Source organism: Lysobacter sp. ESA13C (assembly GCF_019970005.1).
Lineage (GTDB): Bacteria > Pseudomonadota > Gammaproteobacteria > Xanthomonadales > Xanthomonadaceae > Lysobacter > Lysobacter antibioticus_B.
Map to the genome: position 1 here is coordinate 422560 of NZ_JAHXYK010000005.1, position 18636 is coordinate 441195.

At 67.6% G+C, this 18636-nt stretch carries 20 protein-coding genes; 10 read left to right on the plus strand and 10 right to left on the minus strand.

Features of this window, described 5'->3' with window-relative positions; all coding sequences use genetic code 11:
- Entirely contained in the window at positions 1 to 462 is a 462-nt protein-coding gene (locus LC490_RS13130; protein WP_223620422.1) for a DUF1579 domain-containing protein, read from the minus strand.
- A gap of 176 nt (positions 463 to 638) precedes the next feature.
- Between LC490_RS13130 and LC490_RS13135 the strand changes: the two genes are divergently transcribed.
- Together LC490_RS13135 and LC490_RS13140 are read left to right on the plus strand one after the other, a co-directional pair.
- Positions 639 to 1004: a PadR family transcriptional regulator gene (locus LC490_RS13135; RefSeq protein WP_031372897.1), complete on the plus strand. Its 366-nt coding sequence runs from the start codon at positions 639 to 641 to the stop codon at positions 1002 to 1004.
- Positions 1001 to 1930: a sensor domain-containing protein gene (locus LC490_RS13140; RefSeq protein ID WP_031372898.1), complete on the plus strand. Its 930-nt coding sequence runs from the start codon at positions 1001 to 1003 to the stop codon at positions 1928 to 1930. The genes LC490_RS13135 and LC490_RS13140 overlap by 4 nt, the downstream gene beginning before the upstream one ends.
- Positions 1931 to 2252: 322 nt before the next feature.
- Here LC490_RS13140 and LC490_RS13145 read toward each other — a convergent pair whose 3' ends face one another.
- From LC490_RS13145 to LC490_RS13155, 3 genes are all read right to left on the minus strand, one after another.
- Positions 2253 to 2645 (minus strand): hypothetical protein, encoded by a 393-nt coding sequence (locus LC490_RS13145; protein WP_031372899.1) that lies wholly within the window; start codon positions 2643 to 2645, stop codon positions 2253 to 2255.
- A 548-nt stretch (positions 2646 to 3193) separates the two neighbouring features.
- Entirely contained in the window at positions 3194 to 4438 is a 1245-nt protein-coding gene (phaZ, locus tag LC490_RS13150) for a polyhydroxyalkanoate depolymerase (RefSeq protein WP_031372900.1), read from the minus strand.
- A gap of 193 nt (positions 4439 to 4631) precedes the next feature.
- The gene (locus LC490_RS13155; protein ID WP_223620423.1) at positions 4632 to 5240 is read right to left on the minus strand and encodes a class I SAM-dependent methyltransferase; all 609 of its coding nucleotides are present in this window, start codon (positions 5238 to 5240) and stop codon (positions 4632 to 4634) included.
- 143 nt (positions 5241 to 5383) lie between these two features.
- Here LC490_RS13155 and LC490_RS13160 point away from each other — a divergent pair, with 143 nt between their 5' ends.
- Entirely contained in the window at positions 5384 to 5806 is a 423-nt protein-coding gene (locus LC490_RS13160) for a CopD family protein (RefSeq protein ID WP_223620424.1), read from the plus strand.
- A 335-nt stretch (positions 5807 to 6141) separates the two neighbouring features.
- Here LC490_RS13160 and LC490_RS13165 read toward each other — a convergent pair whose 3' ends face one another.
- From LC490_RS13165 to LC490_RS13175, 3 genes are all read right to left on the minus strand, one after another.
- Entirely contained in the window at positions 6142 to 7851 is a 1710-nt protein-coding gene (locus LC490_RS13165; protein ID WP_223620425.1) for an alkaline phosphatase, read from the minus strand.
- Positions 7852 to 8073: 222 nt separating this feature from the next.
- Entirely contained in the window at positions 8074 to 9246 is a 1173-nt protein-coding gene (locus tag LC490_RS13170) for an MFS transporter (RefSeq protein WP_223620426.1), read from the minus strand.
- Between the two features lie 117 nt (positions 9247 to 9363).
- Complete coding sequence (locus LC490_RS13175; RefSeq protein WP_223620427.1) at positions 9364 to 10140, minus strand: SDR family oxidoreductase; 777 nt, start codon at positions 10138 to 10140, stop codon at positions 9364 to 9366.
- Between the two features lie 104 nt (positions 10141 to 10244).
- Between LC490_RS13175 and LC490_RS13180 the strand changes: the two genes are divergently transcribed.
- The 5 genes from LC490_RS13180 (at position 10245) to LC490_RS13200 (ending at position 14078) form a co-directional block, all read left to right on the plus strand.
- Positions 10245 to 10670, plus strand: coding sequence for a helix-turn-helix domain-containing protein (locus LC490_RS13180; RefSeq protein WP_223620428.1), 426 nt, complete (start codon positions 10245 to 10247; stop codon positions 10668 to 10670).
- Between the two features lie 176 nt (positions 10671 to 10846).
- Complete coding sequence (locus LC490_RS13185; protein ID WP_031372907.1) at positions 10847 to 12172, plus strand: dicarboxylate/amino acid:cation symporter; 1326 nt, start codon at positions 10847 to 10849, stop codon at positions 12170 to 12172.
- A 105-nt stretch (positions 12173 to 12277) separates the two neighbouring features.
- Entirely contained in the window at positions 12278 to 12808 is a 531-nt protein-coding gene (locus LC490_RS13190) for an energy transducer TonB (RefSeq protein ID WP_223620429.1), read from the plus strand.
- A 61-nt stretch (positions 12809 to 12869) separates the two neighbouring features.
- Positions 12870 to 13307 (plus strand): GNAT family N-acetyltransferase, encoded by a 438-nt coding sequence (locus LC490_RS13195; protein ID WP_223620430.1) that lies wholly within the window; start codon positions 12870 to 12872, stop codon positions 13305 to 13307.
- A 57-nt stretch (positions 13308 to 13364) separates the two neighbouring features.
- Positions 13365 to 14078: a hypothetical protein gene (locus LC490_RS13200; RefSeq protein ID WP_223620431.1), complete on the plus strand. Its 714-nt coding sequence runs from the start codon at positions 13365 to 13367 to the stop codon at positions 14076 to 14078.
- 16 nt (positions 14079 to 14094) lie between these two features.
- Here LC490_RS13200 and LC490_RS13205 read toward each other — a convergent pair whose 3' ends face one another.
- Positions 14095 to 14583, minus strand: a complete 489-nt coding sequence (locus LC490_RS13205) for an 8-oxo-dGTP diphosphatase (RefSeq protein WP_223620432.1) — start codon at positions 14581 to 14583, stop codon at positions 14095 to 14097.
- 204 nt (positions 14584 to 14787) lie between these two features.
- On the opposite strand from LC490_RS13205, the gene LC490_RS13210 reads away from it, so the two are divergent.
- Both LC490_RS13210 and LC490_RS13215 read left to right on the plus strand, forming a co-directional pair.
- Positions 14788 to 16200, plus strand: a complete 1413-nt coding sequence (locus LC490_RS13210) for a pitrilysin family protein (RefSeq protein WP_223620433.1) — start codon at positions 14788 to 14790, stop codon at positions 16198 to 16200.
- A 12-nt stretch (positions 16201 to 16212) separates the two neighbouring features.
- Complete coding sequence (locus LC490_RS13215) at positions 16213 to 17637, plus strand: pitrilysin family protein (RefSeq protein WP_152566300.1); 1425 nt, start codon at positions 16213 to 16215, stop codon at positions 17635 to 17637.
- A 96-nt stretch (positions 17638 to 17733) separates the two neighbouring features.
- Here the strand turns inward: LC490_RS13215 and LC490_RS13220 are convergent, their stop codons facing one another.
- Both LC490_RS13220 and LC490_RS13225 read right to left on the minus strand, forming a co-directional pair.
- Complete coding sequence (locus LC490_RS13220; RefSeq protein WP_223620434.1) at positions 17734 to 18177, minus strand: hypothetical protein; 444 nt, start codon at positions 18175 to 18177, stop codon at positions 17734 to 17736.
- Positions 18174 to 18587 (minus strand): hypothetical protein, encoded by a 414-nt coding sequence (locus LC490_RS13225; protein ID WP_223620435.1) that lies wholly within the window; start codon positions 18585 to 18587, stop codon positions 18174 to 18176. Before LC490_RS13225 ends, LC490_RS13220 begins: the two co-directional genes overlap by 4 nt.
- Between the last annotated feature and the right edge of the window lie 49 nt (positions 18588 to 18636).

Sequence of the window (18636 nt, forward strand, 5' to 3'; positions counted from 1 at the left end):
TCAGGGCTGGCGAGTGTAGTCGCCGCGCATGAATTCGGCGAAGTCGGTTTCGCCCGGGAAGCGGTTCTCGATGACGAAGCGGTGGCGCTCGCCGTCGAGTTCGTAGCGATAGCGCGATTCGCCGCGCGGGGTGACCTGGTCGAAGCACAGGCTGTCACCGTGCCAGCGCCCGCGTGCCGGCGCGGCCGGATACCCGAGCGAGTCGAACCACCACCACAGCACCTGGTCGCTGCCGGGCTCGACCAGGAACACGCCGTGGCCGCGGAACACGGTCGTGCCGTTGCGTTCCTGGCGGTAGTCCTGGATCAGCGCGCCGCCGTCGAGGGCGACCCGGTAATCGCCATGGCCGACCGAGGCGGCCGCCGCGCCGGTGGGGTCGGCGTTGCGTTCGGGCCCGGACCAGGCGCCGGCGAGGCGGTGCAGCAGGGCGAGCTGGGTGGGGTCGGGGCGGGGCGATTCCATGGCGTCTGCATGACCTCTTCGAGGATGTCGTCGGGCCGGGCGGTGCGGCCGGGTCGCCGCAGCGTACCCCAGCTCCACGAGGCGAAAGCGGCCCTGCGCCTCGTCCTGGTGACTATCGGCACATTCGCTATACCGAACTTCGTACTAGTCTGATCTCAACGATAGCGGAGAGCGACATGACCGACTTCGATAACCAACTGCGGAAGTTCCAGAAAGAGCTCAGTGCCGGCACCGTCTCGCTGGCCCTGTTGGCGGTATTGGCCTCGGCCGCCGAGCCGATGTACGGCTACCAGATCGCCAAGCGCCTGGAGCGCGAAGGCGAGGGCGTGCTCAGCGGCAAACAGAGCGCGCTGTACCCGGTGTTGCGCAACCTCGGCGCCGGCGGCCTGCTCGACAGCCACGTCGAGCCCTCGGTGACCGGTCCGCCGCGCCGCTACTACCGCATCACCGAAACCGGACTGTCCGTGCTGCGCGAATGGGTCATGGCCTGGCGCGCCACCCGCGATTCCGTCGATTCCGTCCTTCAGGGGCTAGCACTATGAACACCACCGCCACCGGTTCCTTCGCCCGCCCCGACAGCGCACTGCCGCAGTCGATACCGGACTACCTCGATCGCCTGCGCGCGGCTCTGGCCGGCGCCGACAAGGCGCTGATCCAGGACGCGCTGTACGACGCCGAGGAATACTTGCGCTCGGAGATGGCCGAGAACCCGGGCCAGAGCGAGGCCGAAGTGATCGCCGCGGTCGCCGGCAGCTACGGCGCGCCCGACGAAGTCGCCGATATCTATCGCGACACCGAGGTCAAGGTGCAGACCGCGTTGCGTCCGCCGGCACCGAAGCCGCGCCAGTCGCCGCTCGGGCGGTTCTTCGGCGTCGCCGCCGAACCGCGCACCTACGCCGCGCTGTTCTACATGCTGTTCTCGCTGGCGACCGGCATCTTCTACTTCACCTGGGTCAATGTCGGCGTGTCGCTGTCGCTGGGCCTGCTGGTCCTGATCATCGGCGTGCCGCTGCTGATTCTGTTCCTGGGCTCGGTGCGGATCCTGTCGCTGGTCGAAGGCCGCCTGGTCGAGGTCATGCTCGGCGAACGCATGCCGCGCCGGCCGCTGTACCACAACCGCGAACGGCCGCTCCTGGAACGCATCAAGGACATGTTCGCCGATCCGCGCACCTGGACCACGCTGATCTACATGCTGCTGATGCTGCCGCTGGGCATCGCTTACTTCACCGTCGCGGTGACCGGCCTGAGCGTCTCGCTGTCGCTGATCTTCTTCCCGCTGCTGCGGCTGTTGGGCATCGGCACGGTGCAGTTCGATGGCTACGACGTGTTCATGGCCTGGGAACCGTGGTCGTGGCCGGTGGCGATGTTGATCGGCGTGGCATTGCTGTTCGCGACCCTGCACGTCGCACGCTTCGTCGGCAAGTTCCACGGCCAGATCGCCAAGCACCTGCTGGTGCGCTTGGGCTGAGAGCAGGGGAAACGGCAGTCGCCGCCGCGATCGGCGATCTTCGATCGCTGCGAGAGTCGAACCAGACGAAGCCGGCCCGAGGGCCGGCTTCGTCGTTGTGGTGTGTACCTACCGCCGAACGCGCTGAGCTGCTGGCCTTCGTCGCTGCTGTCGCTGTTCCCCCCTTTGGAAAAGGGGGGAAGGGGGGATTTGCTTTTGATTGGCTGCGCGCATCGCGCTGAACGGCAAATCCCCCGCGCCGAAACTGCATCGGGCTTCGTGCCGTGTCGGGCGCTTGCCCCCTATCCAACGGGGGCGATGTGAGACGGGGCCAGGCTGCGTATCACTGCATGAAGCAGTTCACCTTGACCTGCAGGAAGCTGGCCTGTTCCTGCTGCATCGCGGCCTGGCAGACCGGGTCGGTCGACGAGCCGGCCTGCTGGCACTTCATCGCGCGTTGCTGCGAAACGACGTTGTAGATCTGCCGGTTGACCGAGCACTGCGGCGTCGGTGCCGGGCATTGCGCATCCATCACCTGCCAATAGACGTTCTCGACCTGCTGGCGCTGCTGGCAGATCGGGCTGTTCGGGCCTTGCGTGGTGCAGGCCTGTACGCGCTGGATGTGGCTGATTTCGACTTGGATACGCGAAGACTGGCAGGCCGCGGTGGCGGCGGAAGCCGCACCCGAGCACAGCATCAGGGCGGACAGGACGGCGGAAACGGTGGCGAGTTTCATGCGGTTCTCCTTGAGCCGGGGCAATGGAACGAGTCGAGGGGTGAAGCACGATCCGGGGCAAGAGCGCGGCAGAGCGCCGATGCTTGCGACGGGACGTAGGGGCCTGCGATCGCAGTCGGCGATCGCGCTTGCGATGAGGTCGATGGATGAGGCAACGCAACGCGACGCGCGGGCCTCGGCGCTGCGGCGGGCGATGACGAGATAACGATGCGATGCGGCATGGGCCTTCCTGGCGTGTCGCGAACGGCGTGGCCGGTTCGCGTGGTCCTGATCAGTTCGAACCGATTCGTCCGAGCGGATGCGTTCGAGCCGACTCGATGCGGCGGCGACGTTCAAGCGGCATTCGGCGGCGGGCGCGGCGATCCTTCGGCGGGCTTCAGCGCCGAATGTATCCGCAAAATTCGCCGGGTCCTCGCGGGGACGGCTGCGTTTGCTACCCAGTCGACAGTTTTTCCGTGCGGATCGGCCGGGTTCACGGATAAAAAAAGCCCGATGCATGGCATCGTGCTCGGGTTGCGGCGGCTGTGCGCGCTATGGCGCGGGAAAGCTCACGCCGCGTACTTGGCGATGAACTTGCGCACCTGCGGATAGACCTGCTCGCGCCAGCGGCGGCCGCTGAAGATGCCGTAATGGCCGGCGCCGAGGATGGTCAGGTGCTCGCGGTCGGCTTCGGCCACGCCGGTGCACAGCGTGTGCGCCGCGCGGGTCTGGCCCTGGCCGGAAATATCGTCGAGTTCGCCTTCGATGGTCAGCAGGGCGGTGTTCTTGATCGCGCCCGGATTCACCCGTTCGCCGGCGACGTCCCACAGCCCGCGCGGTAACAGGTGCTCCTGGAACACCACGCGGATGGTGTCGAGGTAGTACTCGGCCGGCATGTCGAGCACGGCGTTGTATTCGTCGTAGAAACGGCGGTGCGAGTCGGCGTCTTCGAGGTCGCCCTTGACCAGGTCCTGGTAGAAATCCCAGTGCGACTGGAAATGCCGCTCGGGATTCATCGCGACGAAACCGCCGTGCTGCAGGAAGCCCGGATAAACGCGGCGGCCGCGGCCGGGGAAATTGGCCGGCACGTGATGGATCAAATTGCCTTCGAACCACCACAGCGGCTTGTGCACGGCGAGGTCGTTGACCTGGGTCGGGCTTTCGCGGGTGTCGATCGGGCCGCCCATCATCACCAGCGAACGCGGCGTGGCTTCGCCGCGCGCGGCCATCAGCGAGACCGCGGCGAGCACCGGCACGGTCGGCTGGCACACGCTGATCACGTGCAGGGTGTCGGCGCCGATCAGGCGGATGAAATCCTGGATGTAGGCGACGTAGTCGTCGAGGGTGAAGGCGCCGTCCTCGGCCGGCACCATGCGCGCGTCGACCCAGTCGGTGATATAGACCTTGTGATCGCGCAGCAGGGTCTTGACCGTGTCGCGCAGCAGGGTGCTGTGATGGCCCGACAAGGGCGCGACCACCAGCACCGGCGGATCGTCCTTGAGCTCGGCGATGTTGTCGGCGTCGTCGGCATAGCGCTTGAAGCGCAGCAGCCGGCAGAACGGCTTGCGCTGCATCTCGCGCTCGATCACCGGATAGGCGTTGCCGTCGATCTGGATGGAGTGGATGCCGAACTCGGGCTTCTCGTAGTCCTTGCCGACCCGGTACAGCAGTTCGTAACCGGCGGCCAGGCGCGAGGCGCCGGGCACGGCCGAAAGCCAACTGCCGGGCGCGGCGAACATCTTCGCGCCGGCTTCGGCCCAGTAGGTCATCGGCGCCATCCAGGCACGGCCGAGTTCATGCATCTGATAAAGCAGCATCGGATGGGACTCTCTGTGACGTTACGACGGTGGCGGTACGGCCTGAGGCCGGAGCGTCGAGGGCTCCGGCCCGGGTGGTTTGCTGCGCCGCAGCATAGCGGATTGGGACGGCGGTCGCGTGAATGGCCTTAGCGAGTGCGACCCGCGTTCCAGGATGCGCTGAGACGCCGCGGCGTCGCGGTTTGTGGGCTTACTCGGCGGTTTCCAATGCCGCGGTGCCGCCGCGCAACTCCGGCGCCAGCCACAGGTGCGAGCCCAGGCTGGCGAAGCCCTGGGCGGCGAAGCGTTCGCGATAGAACCTGGCCGGGCGGCGCTTGAAGCCGACCGTGTCGCCTTCGATGCCGTCCTCGCGGCTGAAGGTCTCCAGGAAGGCGACGCCGCCGCAGAGTTCGGCCAGACCGGACAGGCCGCGGTCGAGTTCGCGGGTGTCCAGGTAGTGCAACACGTCGCTGCAGATCAGCAGGTCGACCGGGGCGCAGGGGCGCAGGAACTCGAAGTCGCCGAAGCGCGCCAGATGCAGGTTGCGACTGCGGCCGTAGCGGCCGATCGCGTACTCGCTGCTGTCGAAACCCAGATAGCTCGCGCGCGGCCGCAGCTTCAACAGCGGCGCCCGCCACGGCCCTTCGCCGCAGCCGATGTCGAGCACGCTGCGCAGCGGGCGCTCCAGGTGGTACTCGGCGGTGGCCACGGCCAGCGTGACCTTGCGCGCCAGGCGGGCGCTGCCGCCGATGGCCTGGTCCTTGAGGGCCGGGTCGCGGTACCAGCGCTGGAAGTAGTCGCGGTCGTACTGTTTGCTCATGGGATCATCGGCGTTGCGCGGAGCGTGGCATCCTATCGCGCCCGGCCGGCGGACAGGGCGCGGCGCGCGCCTGCGTTGTATTCGATGATGGTTTCATCGGTTCCGCCCGCCGACACCGCCAGCCGACTTCAGGACGCCCGCGCATGAATGCCTATCTGTGGACCAAAACCTTCCATCTCGTGTTCGTCATGGCCTGGATGGGCTCGGTGTTCTACCTGCCGCGGATCCTGGTCAACCTGGCCGAAGCAGGCGACGAGCCGGCGGTGAGCGCCCGATTGGTGCTGATGGGGCGGCGCCTGTACCGCTTCGGCCACATCATGTTCGGCGTCGCCGCGATCCTGGGCGGCGTGCTGTGGTTCGTGTTCCACATGAGCGGCGGCTGGCTGCACGCCAAGCTGACCGTGGTCGCTGTGATGCTGGCTTATTACATCGTCACCGGCCGCTGGCTCAAGGGTGTCGATCAGGGGCGCGCGCTGCCGTCCTCGCGCAACTTGCGCATCTTCAACGAGATCCCGGTGTTCGCCCTGATCGCGATCGTCTGGCTGGTGTTGGCTAAGCCGTTTTGAGCCGGGAATGGGGATTCGGGAATCGGGATTCGTAAAAGCGGGATTCGTAAAAGCGGGAATCGTGGTCGGGCCGACGCTGGCGACCTGGTAACGAAAACGGCGACCTGCTGGCAGGTCGCCGTTTTGTTGTTCGCCAGTGCGCCGAAGGGCAAATCCCCCGCGCCGAAACTTGCATCGGGCTTCGTGCTCAGGTCGGGCGCTCGCTCCCTTCTTCAAAGGGGGCGATGGGAGTCTGCGATGGCAGAGAGTGTTCGGGCCTACGTTCAGCCCTTGCTTTTGCTGTTCCCCCCCTTTGGAAAAGGGGGGCAGGGGGGATTTGCTCTAACGCGAATGCTTCAGCGGCTCTTGAAATCGTCCGCTTTCGGCAGCGCCAGCGGAATCGCGTTCGCGTCGCAATCGCCCTTCGCGCACAACGCCGCGCGCAGCTTCGGCATGCTCTGCAGCATGAAGTGGTAGATCGTGTTCTGCTCGACGCTGCCGCGCACGGCGTCGCTGCCGGGGCCGCGCGCCCAGATGCCGACGTCGTCGCCGCCATGGGTCTCGGCGTTGGTCGGCACCAGCGCTTCCTGCATGTAGTCCGGATGCGCGGTGTCGACCTTGCTCAGGTCCGGGCGGCCCTTCTCGGCCATCTGCGTGCCGCTGACGGTGTGGGGATAACGGTGCGGACCTTCTGGTTGCTGCGCGCTGGCGCCGACGTAGCCGGGGCCGTTGCTGTAGCTGAGGGTGGTGTAGGGCATGCCGAGCGCGTCGCGGGCGTAGTCGCCCGGGTCGCCTTCTTCGCCGCTGCTGCCGCGCACCTTGCCGAGCATCGGGTTGCCGCGCACCGGGTAGCCGACGAAGCTCAAGGTATGCGAGTGGTCGGCGGTGACCAGGATCAAGGTGTCGTCGGCCGAAGTCGCCTGGTTGGCAGCCTCCACCGCTTCGCTCAGGGCGATGGTGTCGGTGAGGGCGCGGTAGGCGTTGCCGAGGTGATGGGCGTGGTCGATGCGTCCGCCTTCGACCAACAGCACGAAGCCCTTGTCGCCCTTGATGCGCTTGAGGCGTTCGATCGCCGCGGTGGTCATCTCCGCCAGCGAGGGTTCGCCGGCGCCGTCCTGCGGGCGGTCGTGCGAGAACTGCATGTGGTCGGGCTCGAACAGGCCGAACAGCGGCTGGTCCTTCGGCGCCGCGGCGAATTGCTTGGCGTTCCAGACATAGCTGCCGCCGGGGTGGCGCTGCTTCCAGGTCGCGATCAGGTCGCGGCCGTCGAGGCGCTGGCCGACCTTGTCGTCGTACTCGGGGTCGCGCTGTTCGACGGTCATGAAATTGCCGCGGCCGCCGCCGAGCAACACGTCCGGGCCGGTGCCGTAGGGCGATTCGATCATCTGCCGGGCGATGTCGGCGCAGCCTTCGGCCTTGGCCTTCTCCGGCAGGTCCATGTCGTTTTCCCAGTTGCGATCGGCCGAATGGCTGAAGGTCGCGCCGGGCGTGGCATGGGTAACGCGGGTGGTGGTGACCACGCCGGTCGCCAGGCCGCTGCTCGCGGCGAGCTCCCACAGGGTCAGCATCGGCGCCGCCAGCGCGCCGGCGCAATCGCCACGCGCGGCCTGTTGGCCGATGCTCAGCACGCCGGCGCGGGTCTTCACCCCGGTCGCCATCGCGCTCATGGTGCCGGCCGAGTCCGGCGTCTGCGAATCGGTGTTGTAGGTTTTGCTGAGCGCGGTCGCGGGGAAGCGTTCCCAACTCAAGCGGTTCTCTTCGCCCGGCGCGCCCTTGAGCTGGCCGGCGAGGATGCGCGCGGCGGCGACCGTGGTCAGGCTCATGCCGTCGCCGACGAACAGGATGACGTTCTTGGCCTTGCCGCCGCTGGCGCCGCGTTGCGCGGCCTGGGCGGCGCCGTCGCGATACCACCAGGCCGGCGTCTCGCCCTGCGGATGCTGGATCGCGGGGACGTCGATGGCGACGCCGTGTGCCGCGGGCGCATCGGCGCGCGTGGGCGCCGATGCGGCGCAGGCGCTGAGCAGCGCGGGAACGAGAAGGACGGAAGCGGAACGCAGCTTGGACATGGACGGCCGGCTTGGGATGACTAGCCGGCGATTATGCCCCGGGTCTGTGAAGGCGCGGCGCTGGCACCCGGGCGTCGCTTTGCGGGAACAGGCGGGAGCGGGGAGGCGGGTAAGCAGGAGCGAGGAGTGAGGAGTGAGGAGTGAGGAGTGAGGAGTGAGTAAGGGCCGGAGCAACGCCGTTGCCTTCGCTCACTCCTCACTCCTACCCACTCACTTCTAGCTTCAAATAGCCTGTCCCAGCCGCAGGTCCGAGCGGTGCTCGAGGAAATTCACCACCAACCCGAGCCCGATCACGAACGCGGCGACCACCAGGATCTGGTTGAGGCCGACCTGGCGCAGCACCATGCCGCCGATCAGCGAACCCAGGGCGATGCCGATGTTGTAGCCGGACACGGTCAGGCTGGAGGCGATCTCGGCCGAACCCGGGATCAGCCGGCGCGACACTTCGATGCCGTAGTGGCCGAGCGACGGCGTCGCGCTCATCGCGAACAAACCAAGCACCAGGATGCCGGCGTAGGCCACCGAGGGCAGGCCGATCAGGAAATAGATCGCGAGGAACAGCGCCGCGATCAAGGCGTAGTTGAAGCCGATCGTGCGCGATACGCCAAAACGCGCGGCGGCGATACCGCCGACGTGGTTGCCCAGCACCACGCCGATGCCGAACAGCAACAGCAGCAGGTTGGCGGTGTCCTGGCTGTAGCCGAGCGAATCGATGATGAGCTTGGGCAGATAGGTGTAGGCGATGAAGTAACCGCCGAACAGCAGCACGATCTTCATCAGCGCCGACAGCACGCGCGGGTTGGAGATCACTTCGACGAAACCGACCTGCTGCGCAGCGGCCTCGCGGGCGCCGGCGCGCGCCGGAATCCAGCGCCACATCGCCGCCGCGGCGATGAAATAGCTCGCGCCGAGCAGCCAGAACGTCGCTTGCCAGTGGTAGTGATCGCTGACGAATCCCATGATCGGAATGCTCAACACGATGGCGATGGTCAGGCCGGACACCACCTGGGACATGCCCTCGATGGTCGAGCGTGGGCTGAGCTTGCCGGCCAGCGGCATCGCCAGCGAGAAGAACAGGCCGTGGTTGGCGCCGAGCAACAGCCGCGCGACCAGCAGCAGGCCGAAGTGCTCGCTGGCCGAAGCGAGCACGGTCAACACGCCGGCCAGGGCCATCGACACCGCCAGGGTCAGGCGGGCGTCGTAGCGTTGCAGCAAGCGGGTCAGCAGCGGCGCGCCGATGGTCACGCCGATGGCGTAGATCGCCACCAGCCACCCGAGCTCGTCGCTGCTGCGGTGCAGTTGATGGCTCAGCGACGGAATCAGCCCGACCGTGCCGAATTCGGCCGAGCCGAGCGCGAAGGCGCCGAGCAGGAGAGAGAACAGGGGTTTGTTCATGGTGCCGTGATTAGGGAGTGGGGATTCGGGATTGGGAGAGGCAAGAGCGTGGGATCAGGGACGCACTGCGAGCACCGGTGCTCGACGAATCCCCAATCCCGAATCTCGAATCTCGGCTTACAAATGACTGCCGCCGCTGGCATCGAGCGTGGTGCCGGTGAGCCATCGGCCGTCGTGCGAGGCGACGAAGGCTACCGCATCGGCGATGTCTTCCGGTTGGCCCACTCGCCCGATCGCCTGGCTCTGCAAAATCGCCGCGCGGCCGGCCTCGTCCTGCAGGAAAGTGTTCATGACCGTTTCGATGGCGCCGGGCGAGACGTTGTTGACGGTAATGCCGCGCGCGGCGAACTCGGGCGCGAGCTGCAGGGTCAGGGTTTCCAGCGCGCCCTTGCTGGCGGCGTAGGCGGCCAGGCCCGGGGTGGCGACGCGGGTCGACAGCGAGGAGATGTTGACGATGCGGCCGCCTTCGTTGAGGCGCGGCGCGGCCTGCTGGATGGCGAAGAACACGCCTTTGACGTTGACGTCGAACAGGTGGTCGAACTGCGCCTCGGTGGTGTCGGCCGGTGTGGCGGCCACGGCGACGCCGGCGTTGTTGACCAGGATGTCGAAGCCGGGCCGGCCGTTGGCGTCGAGCAGGAAACGATCGAGTTCGACATAGGCCTGGACGATCGAGGCGACCGAGCCCAGGTCGGCGCCGATGGCGACCGACTGCACGCCGAGGGCGCGGATCTCGGCGGCCACCGCCTCGGCTTCGTCGCGCGAGGCGCCGTAGTTGATCGCGACATGGGCGCCGTCGCGGGCCAGGCGCAGGGCGATGGCGCGGCCGATGCCGCGGCTGGCGCCGGTCACGAACGCGGTCTTGCCGTGCAGGGGGTTGCTGGAAAGCGTGCTCACGATGGATGTCCGAGTGGGGGAGGACGATGTGTTATTCTGTTGTTCCGATATTCGGAACTATGGAAACCATAGCAGCAGGCCTCGGCTTGTTGCAAGCTGTCGCCATGAGACCCCTGCATCACCCCGCCATCGACGACATCGAGATGACCGCCGTGCTGTACGCGCTGGCCGATCCGGTGCGCCTGGGCATCGTCCGTTCGTTGAGCCGCGACCATCCGGTGTCCTGCGTCGGCGCCTGCATCGGCGAAGACCTGCCGCGCGCGACCTTGTCGCGGCACTTCGACGTGCTGCGTTCGGCCGGCCTGGTCAACACGGTCAAATCCGGAACGCAGTATCTCAACACCCTGCGCTGCGACGATCTCGAACGGCGTTTCCCCGGCCTGCTGCGGGCGATCCTGGCCGGTGCCGGCGGCTCGCAGCCGGCCAGGAAGCCGTCGGCCAAACCTGCGCCGAAGCCGGTGGCCAAGGCGCCTGCGCGCGGACGCCGCGCCGAGGCTTCGCGCACGCCGCCGGCGAAGGCCCGAGCATGAAAGCGCGGACTGCGTCGCGCTGTTTTGCCGAAGCGGTCGCTCTTCATGAAATTTCGTTGCCGGCTTATGCGCTAGGGTTTGCCGGCGGCGTATCGAACCTGTTTATGGTGTGCCGCTCGCTCCGCGCCGGGCTGGTCCGGCCGGAGTCTTCCGACGAATCTTCTGGATAGTCCGTCATGACCGCCTTGCTCTCCGCGTGGTTCCGCATTCCGTTCTGGCAGCGCGTGGTCGGCGGCTTCGTGCTCGGTGCGCTCGCCGGCTGGGCCTTCGGGCCCGCGGCCGAAACCTGGTTCGGCCCGCTCGGCGATCTTTACGTCACCCTGATCAAGATGATCGCGGTGCCGCTGGTGTTCTTCGCGGTGATCAACGCGGTCGCCTCGCTGCACGGGCAGAAGTCGATCGCCGCGCTCGGCGGACGCACCTTCCTGTGGTTCGCGGTCACCGCGGTCCTCGCCGTCGGCATCGGCCTGGCGGTCGGCACCGTGCTGCAGCCCGGCAGCGGCGTGATGGGGCTGGCGATCGACAGCGGCTACAAGCCGCGCGACGTGCCCAGCGTGACCAAGGTGCTGCTCGACGTGGTGCCGAGCAACCCGTTCTACGCCCTGACCGGCATCGGCGCGACCAAGAACGCCGCCGGCGAGACCGTGCTCGCGGCCGGCAAGGGTTCGATCCTGCCGGTGATCTTCTTCGCCGGCCTGCTCGGCTTCGCGATGGTCAAGCTAGGCGAGAAGGTCGCCGGGGTGCGCAAGCTGGTCGGCGAGACCAGCGACCTGATGATCCAGGTCACCCGCTTCGTGCTCGAAGTCACCCCGATCGGCACCTTCGGCCTGATCGCCGCGCTGGTCGGCGCCTACGGTTTCGAGAAGCTGCTGCCGCTGGGCAATTTCGTGTTCGCCCTGTACCTGGCCTGCGCCCTGCACATCGTCGTGGTCTACAGCGGCCTGCTGCTCGCGCACGGGCTGAACCCCTTGAAGTTCTTCCGCGGCGCCGCGCCCGGCATGCAAGTGGCGTTCGTGAGTTCGTCGAGCTTCGCCGCGATGCCGGTGGCGATGCGTTCGATCACCCACAACCTCGGCGTCAATAAAGACTATGCGGCGTTCGCCTCGCCGCTGGGCGCCAGCATCAAGATGGACGGCTGCGGCGCGATCTATCCAGCGCTGTGCGCGGTGTTCATCGCCCAGTACACCGGCACGCCGCTGACCGCCGACCAGTACTTCATCGTCATGATCGCCTCGGTGCTCGGCAGCTTCGGCACCGCCGGCGTGCCCGGCACGGCGGTGATCATGGCCACCGTGGTGCTCAGCGCCGCCGGCCTGCCGCTGGAGACCATCGGCTATCTGTATGCGATCGACCGTGTGCTCGACATGATGCGGACCATGACCAACGTGACCGGGCAGATGCTGGTGCCGGTGCTGGTGGCCAAGGAGACCGGCCTGCTCGACAAGGCGGTCTACGACGCGGCACCGACCAATGTCGGGATCGAGGAAGAAAGCAAAGCCTGAGCGAGGACGAAGGCCATGCAGGGTGCGAGGCGTCGAAACAAGCGTGTAGGCGGAGCGGTAGCGGCCCTGGGGTTCGCGAGCGCGTTCCGGTGGCCGTCGCTGCTGTTGGCTTCGAGCCTGCTGGCGGCGTGCGCGACGCACCCGAACCCGCCCGAGGCCGAACAGACCGGCCGCAGCGGCCAGGTCGGCGTGCGCTCGATCGACAAGCTGATGCCGGCCAGCGAGCGCATGCAACTGGCCGACAACGAAACCTTCCAGATGCCCCTGGCCGAATACGGCAATCCCAATCCGCTGTATCCGCCGGTGTTGCTGGCCCAGCGCTTGCCGCCGCAAACCATCTGCCTGCGCGTGGCCATCGGCGAGGACGGCAAGGTCATGGACAGCCAGCCGATCGACGATGCCGCCAGCGGTTGCCCGCGCCCGGCCCAGACCGACCCGCGGTTCGTCGAAGCCGCGCGCAATGCGGTGGCGCAGTGGCGCTTCGACCCGGCGTTCCGCTGCGTCTATCCCGGTGCACGGCCGATCGACGAGCAGGGCTGCGTCAGCGGCCGCGAAGAAGCGGTCGCGGTGAGCCTGGCCTTCAGCTTCGTGTTCGAGCAGGAAGACGGCAAAGGCTCGGTGCGGGTCGGCGGATAAGCCGGCGCGTTCGTCGGCCGGATCGAAGATACTGGCGGCCTGCACAGCGAAGGAGGTCGGCATGACCTTCGAATTACCCGCGATCGAACTGGTCGAAATCTTCCCGCAGGTCGAGGACTACTGCGGCTTGCGCATCCTCGCCGGCATGTCGCCGCGCACGCCGCAAGCAGCGGCGCGCGGCCTGCCGAACACCTTGTACGGCGTGAGTCTATTGCGCGAAGGGCAGGTGGTCGGCATGGGCCGCATCATCGGCGACGGCGGTTGTTTCTACAGCGTGGTCGACATCGCGGTGACGCCGGACCTGCAAGGGCGCGGATTGGGCCGGCGCATCCTCGACGCGCTCGACGCCTGGTTGCGCGCCAACGCCGAGCCTTCCGCGTTCGCGACCCTGGTCGCCGACGGCGACGCCCGGCATCTCTACGCCAAGTACGGTTTCGCCGAGAGCGCACCGCATGCGGTGAACATGGAATATGTGGTCGGCGCACGCAGCGCAGGCTGAGCGTCGACGGCAAGCGTTCGAGGACCAGCGCCGGACAAGGCGTCTCAGGAGGAGCGGATGTCGGTGGAAATCGTATCGCGGCCGATGACGGACGCGGAACTGAGCGAGCTGGCGTCGCTGAGCCGGGCTGGGCCCACACCGGTCAAGACCGCGTTCGAGAGCTGGGTGGTCGCGACGGCGTCGCTGAGCTTGGCGATGGCCTTGCTCATCATGGGCGCGGGCTGGGTGGCGCGGAGGTTGTTCGGCGCCGGGGCCTGGGTCGACGACTACGCTTCCTTCGCGATTCTGGTTTGTGCAGTCGCGATCGCGCTGGGCTGCGCGGTGTACGCCTGGCGCCACGGCCGCAGGCTGAGCCGCACGCGTGGCGTGTCCCGCGAGCGTTATCGGGCCGATATGCGGGCGGGGACGGTGAACGAGGAGCACTACGAGTTCAGCGAATGCAAGTCGCTGGCCGAGCCCGAGCACGGCGGCGGCCTGGTCTACCTGCTCAAGATCGATGCCGGTCGTTGCCTGGCAGTCTACGACTACGACAGTCTGCGCATCGCCATGGACGATGGCGATCCCTTGAGCAGCCCGATGACCCCCAGCCGCCGCGCGACGCTGCGCCGCGCGCCGGTTTCGGCGCACGTGTTTTCGTTCGAGTTCGATGGCGAGCCCTTCGATAAGAGCCCACAGGGCGAGCTGCCCGCGCAGGTGGAGTGCTGGCCGGAGCACGGCAAGGTCTGGGAAGTGCCGTGGCACGAGATCGAGCGGCGGCTCGACGGCGCTTGAGGGGGACCGGCCGCCCTCAAATCCGCGAGAACTTCCATGACTGCATGCGCCCGTCGCGATAAGGCATCACGCCGTGGAAGGGGCGCGGGTCGGCGTCGAACACCAGCGGCAGGAACTCGCGGTCGCCTTCCCACATCGGCAGTTCGTGCAGGCGCTCGATCGGCACCCAGTCCAGCGCGCCTTCGGCATTGCTCGCGAACGGCGTGCCCTCGAAGGCGGTGATGGTGAAGACGAAGCCCAGCCAGTCCTCGCCGTGCTTGCCGAAGCCGGGCCAGCTGATGGTGCCGCGCAGGTTCATCGCGGTGCAGTCGATCCCGGCTTCCTCGAAGATCTCGCGGCGCATGCCGGCGACCACGTCCTCGTCGGCTTCGAGCTTGCCGCCCAGGCCGTTGTACTTGCCCAGCTGATGGTCGTCGGGGCGCGCGTTGCGGTGGACCATCAGGACTTGGCGGCCATCGGGCGAAATCACGTAGCCCAGGGTGGCCACGATAGGCGTATACGGCATCGGCGGGGGTTCGGCGGAGCAGGGGCGCGGGCCGCACAGTGTCGGCGATTCGCCCCGCAACGACCAGCGCCGTCGATCCCCCTACGTGACTTTCGACCCGTATCGGCGGGCCCTTCCCGGGTTAGGGTGCCGGAGCCTTTGGCGCGTCGCAGCAGCGGTCCCGCGACGGCCGACGGACTCATTCGACAGGACAGGGAGATTCCCATGCGCAAGCCTCACCTCTGCGTGCTGCTGGCCGGTCTGACCACGATCACGACCGCCGCGTTCGCCACTGCGCACGCGGCCGAGAGCGATCGCTGGCAGTTGCCGGTCGCAGTCAAGAAACTCGACAACGGATTGACCGTGGTCGTCTCGCAAGACCACAGCTCGCCGACCGTCGGCGTCAGCGTGGTCTATCACGTCGGCATGCGGCTGGAGCCGAAGAACCGCACCGGCTTCGCCCACCTGTTCGAGCACTTGATGTTCCAGGGCACGCCGGTCGCGCCGAAGGGCGTGTTCGACCAGGTCATCAGCGGCGGCGGCGGACGCAACAACGGGTCTACCCGCGCCGATTTCACCAATTACATCGAAGTCGCGCCGGTCTCGGCACTCGACCGCATCCTGTGGCTCGAAGCCGACCGCATGAAGACCCTGGACTTCAACCCGACCACGCTGAAGAACCAGCAAGACGTGGTCAAGGAAGAGATCCGGGTCAACGTGAAGAACCAGCCCTACGGCGGCTTCATGTGGATCGACATCGGCCAGCACGCATTCCAGAAGTGGGAGAACAACCACGACGGCTACGGCAGCTTCCAGGATCTGGAGAACGCCAGCCTCGAGGACGTGCGCTCCTTCCACCGCGACTACTACGGCCCCAACAACGCCGTGCTCGGCATCGCCGGCGACATCACCCCGGAAGACGCCTTCAAGCTCGCCGACAAGTATTTCGGCGCGATCCCGGGGCGTCCGACCCCGCCGCCGCCGGATTTCGCCGAGGGCCTCAACACCAAGGAGAAGCGCATCGAGCAGACCGATGCGCTGGCGCAGGTGCCGGCGATCGCCGCGGCCTGGAAGATGCCGACCCGCGGCAGCCGCGACCACGCGCCGATGGCGGTGCTCGGCAGCCTGCTCGCCGGCGACGAGGCCTCGCGCCTGTACCAGGGCCTGGTCAAGCAGCGCCAGATCGCGCTCAACATCGACGCGCTGTACGGCCTGACCGACCCCTGGACCTATAACGGCCCGACCTTGTTCACCCTGTTTGCGTTGTACAAGCCCGACACCAACGCCGATGCGGTGCTCGCCGCGATCGACGAGGAAGTGGCGAAGGTCGCCCGCGACGGCGTCGATGCGGTCACTCTGAAGCGGGTCAAGACCCACATGCTCGCCGATTGGTACAACGGCCTGGAAAGCTACATCGAACGCGCCGACACCGTCGCGCGCATGCAGACCCTGTGGGGCGACGCCAACGTGGTCAACAAGATCCCCGGCTGGATCGAAGGCGTGACCTCGGCCGATCTGCAGCGCGTCGCCAAGACCTATCTGACCCGCGCCAACCGCACCGTAATCGACCGCAAGCCGGTCGCGATGGCGGCGCCGGCCGCGAAGCCCGGCGCGGCCGCGCCGTCGGCGACGAACTGAGGAGGAGACGACATGAGAATCCATAACAATCTGCTCGCCCTGTCGACCTCGTTGGCCCTGGTCTGCGCGGTCGGCACCGCTGTCGCCGGCCCCGCCGCCAAGCTGCCCCAGCAACTGCCGCCGCTGGCCGCCGACAAGGCCCTGCCGGTGCCGCAGATCGCCCAGAAGACCCTCGCCAACGGCCTGCAAGTCTGGGTGGTGCCGCGCAAGGGCCTGCCGCGCGTCGATTACGCCCTCGCCGTGCGCAGCGCCGGCTATGCCAGCGACGGCCCCGACGCCTCGGGCTTCGCTTCGTTGTATGCCGGCCTGCTGACCCAGGGCACGGCCAAGCGCAACGCCAAGGCGATCGCCGAGGCCGCGCAGGGCTACGGCGGCGCGATCGGCGCCAACGCCCTCAACGACGGTGTGCTGCTCAGCGCCAACGCCTTGCCCTCGCAAGCCGAGCCGATGATCCGGCTGCTGTCGGAAGTGGCGCAGCAGGCGAACTTCCCCGATGCCGAGGTCAAGCTCGCCCAGGCCAACGCCCTGCAAGGCTTGAAGGTGTCGCAGGCGCAGCCGAGCTTTAAGGCCACGCGTGCCTTGCTGAAGGCGACCTACGGCGATCACCCTTACGCACGCAGCCAGCCCACCGAAGCGGCGATCGGCGCGGTCACCGCCGAGAAAGTGCGCGCCGAACACGTGCGCCGTTTCCGCCCGGACCGCGCCTTGTTGATCGTCACCGGCCGGATCGGCGCGGAGGAGGGCTTCAAGCTCGCCGAAGCCGCCTTCGGCCAGTGGAAGGCCAGCGGCGAAGCCATCGCCGACACCGCACCGGCGCGCGCCAGCGCCGACCCGCAGCGCATCTTCGTGCAGCGCGACGGCAGCGTGCAGTCGGCGGTGCGCCTGGGGCGTCCGGCGATCGCCGCGACCGATGCCGACTACCTGCCGGCGCAGTTGGCCGGCATCGTGCTCGGCGGCGGTTTCAGCAGCCGCCTGATGCAGAACCTGCGCGAAGACAAGGGCTATACCTACGGCGCGCGCGGCGGCCTCAACGCCTTGCGCGACGGCGGCAGCATCCAGGCCTCGGCCGACGTCCGCAACGAAGTCACCGGCAAGGCGATCGGCGAATTCATCTACGAATTCGGCCGCATCAACGACTACCCGGTGCCGGCGCAGGAGCTCGAAGACACCAAGCGCTACGTCGCCGGCGGTTATCTGATCGGCAACCAGCTGCAGAGCTCGGTCGCGGCCTCGTTGGCGAGTAATTGGCTGTACGGTCTGCCGCCGGAATTCCTCGGCGAGTACGTGCCGAAGATCCGCGCGATCAGCGCCGAGCAGGTCCAGGCGATGGCGAAGAAGTACTACGCCTCCAAGGACCAGTCGATCGTCGTGGTCGGCGATTACAAGGCGGTCGAGGGCCAGCTCAAGGAATACGGCGAGTTCAAGCTGGAGAAGTAAGCCCGGCCCATCGTCGCCAACAACTAGCCCCGGCCGTTCGCGGCCGGGGCTTCGTCGTTTTGGAAGCTTGTGGTCCGGATGTCGAGCCGACGGCGCTCAGTTCTCGCCGAACCATTTCAGCACCACGCCGATGGCGAGGCCGGCGAAGACCAGCCCGACCACGCCGTACAGCAGCCCGCTGAGGAACACGCCGTAGCCGCCCGGGAACGCGCCGACGATGGCGCCGGTGACCAGCGAATACGCCCCGTACAAGGGGATGAAGATCAGCCGCGCCAGCCACACCCCGCGCTCGCCGCGCTGGTCGCGAGGGACGGGGCTGCCGGTGGCGGCCCAGCGCACCGCCATGCGCGCGAGTACGACCGGCGCGAACAGCAGCGCAACCGCTTCCAGCGCCTTGTAGCCGAGCACCAGGCCGACCGCGAGCATGCCGCCGCCGATCAGCATGGCGGTGTCGTCGCCGGGCGCGCCGAAGCGGGCGAGGCCGGCGCCGATCAGGAAGGCGACGACGAAGACGCCGAAGCCGTAGAACACTTGTTTCATGCGGTCGCCCGTTCAGGTCTTGCGATCAAAAAGGCGCCGAGCCAGCTGGCCGGCAAAGGCAACAGCAGTCCGGCGACGGTCATCCACAGCGGATGCGCGAACATCATCGACACCGCGATCACGCTGGCGACGATCAGGGCGCCGACCGTAAGCGCGGCGCCGCGGCGGTGGCGGCGCGCGATCAGCGCCGCGACCAGGCCGCCATCGAAAGCGCCCACGACCCAGCCGGCCACAACCAGGGCCATGGCCGAGAACGGCGCGGCCGCCACGTGCGCGGCCAGCGCGACCGGATCGCGCGGATCGGTGCCGGGCGCGAACGGATGCAGGCGGGCCGAGCCGAACTCGAACAAGTGCATGGTCGCCATCGCCGCCAGCAGGCCGACGATCACCGCCAAAATCGTGCGAATCATGGTTCCGTCCCTCCCCGGATCGGATGCGCGGAGCATCGCCCCACGGACG

Bases quoted from the DNA above. Each gene is read 5' to 3' on its own strand.
- LC490_RS13135 (WP_031372897.1), top strand. From the start codon at position 639: ATGACCGACTTCGATAACCAACTGCGGAAGTTCCAGAAAGAGCTCAGT.
- LC490_RS13215 (WP_152566300.1), top strand. From the start codon at position 16,213: ATGAGAATCCATAACAATCTGCTCGCCCTGTCGACCTCGTTGGCCCTG.
- LC490_RS13155 (WP_223620423.1), bottom strand. From the start codon at position 5,240: ATGAGCAAACAGTACGACCGCGACTACTTCCAGCGCTGGTACCGCGAC.
- LC490_RS13170 (WP_223620426.1), bottom strand. From the start codon at position 9,246: ATGAACAAACCCCTGTTCTCTCTCCTGCTCGGCGCCTTCGCGCTCGGC.
- LC490_RS13195 (WP_223620430.1), top strand. From the start codon at position 12,870: ATGACCTTCGAATTACCCGCGATCGAACTGGTCGAAATCTTCCCGCAG.
- LC490_RS13220 (WP_223620434.1), bottom strand. From the start codon at position 18,177: ATGAAACAAGTGTTCTACGGCTTCGGCGTCTTCGTCGTCGCCTTCCTG.
- LC490_RS13210 (WP_223620433.1), top strand. From the start codon at position 14,788: ATGCGCAAGCCTCACCTCTGCGTGCTGCTGGCCGGTCTGACCACGATC.
- LC490_RS13185 (WP_031372907.1), top strand. From the start codon at position 10,847: ATGACCGCCTTGCTCTCCGCGTGGTTCCGCATTCCGTTCTGGCAGCGC.
- LC490_RS13160 (WP_223620424.1), top strand. From the start codon at position 5,384: ATGAATGCCTATCTGTGGACCAAAACCTTCCATCTCGTGTTCGTCATG.
- LC490_RS13130 (WP_223620422.1), bottom strand. From the start codon at position 462: ATGGAATCGCCCCGCCCCGACCCCACCCAGCTCGCCCTGCTGCACCGC.
- LC490_RS13200 (WP_223620431.1), top strand. From the start codon at position 13,365: ATGTCGGTGGAAATCGTATCGCGGCCGATGACGGACGCGGAACTGAGC.
- LC490_RS13225 (WP_223620435.1), bottom strand. From the start codon at position 18,587: ATGATTCGCACGATTTTGGCGGTGATCGTCGGCCTGCTGGCGGCGATG.
- LC490_RS13205 (WP_223620432.1), bottom strand. From the start codon at position 14,583: ATGCCGTATACGCCTATCGTGGCCACCCTGGGCTACGTGATTTCGCCC.
- LC490_RS13180 (WP_223620428.1), top strand. From the start codon at position 10,245: ATGAGACCCCTGCATCACCCCGCCATCGACGACATCGAGATGACCGCC.
- LC490_RS13140 (WP_031372898.1), top strand. From the start codon at position 1,001: ATGAACACCACCGCCACCGGTTCCTTCGCCCGCCCCGACAGCGCACTG.
- LC490_RS13145 (WP_031372899.1), bottom strand. From the start codon at position 2,645: ATGAAACTCGCCACCGTTTCCGCCGTCCTGTCCGCCCTGATGCTGTGC.
- LC490_RS13165 (WP_223620425.1), bottom strand. From the start codon at position 7,851: ATGTCCAAGCTGCGTTCCGCTTCCGTCCTTCTCGTTCCCGCGCTGCTC.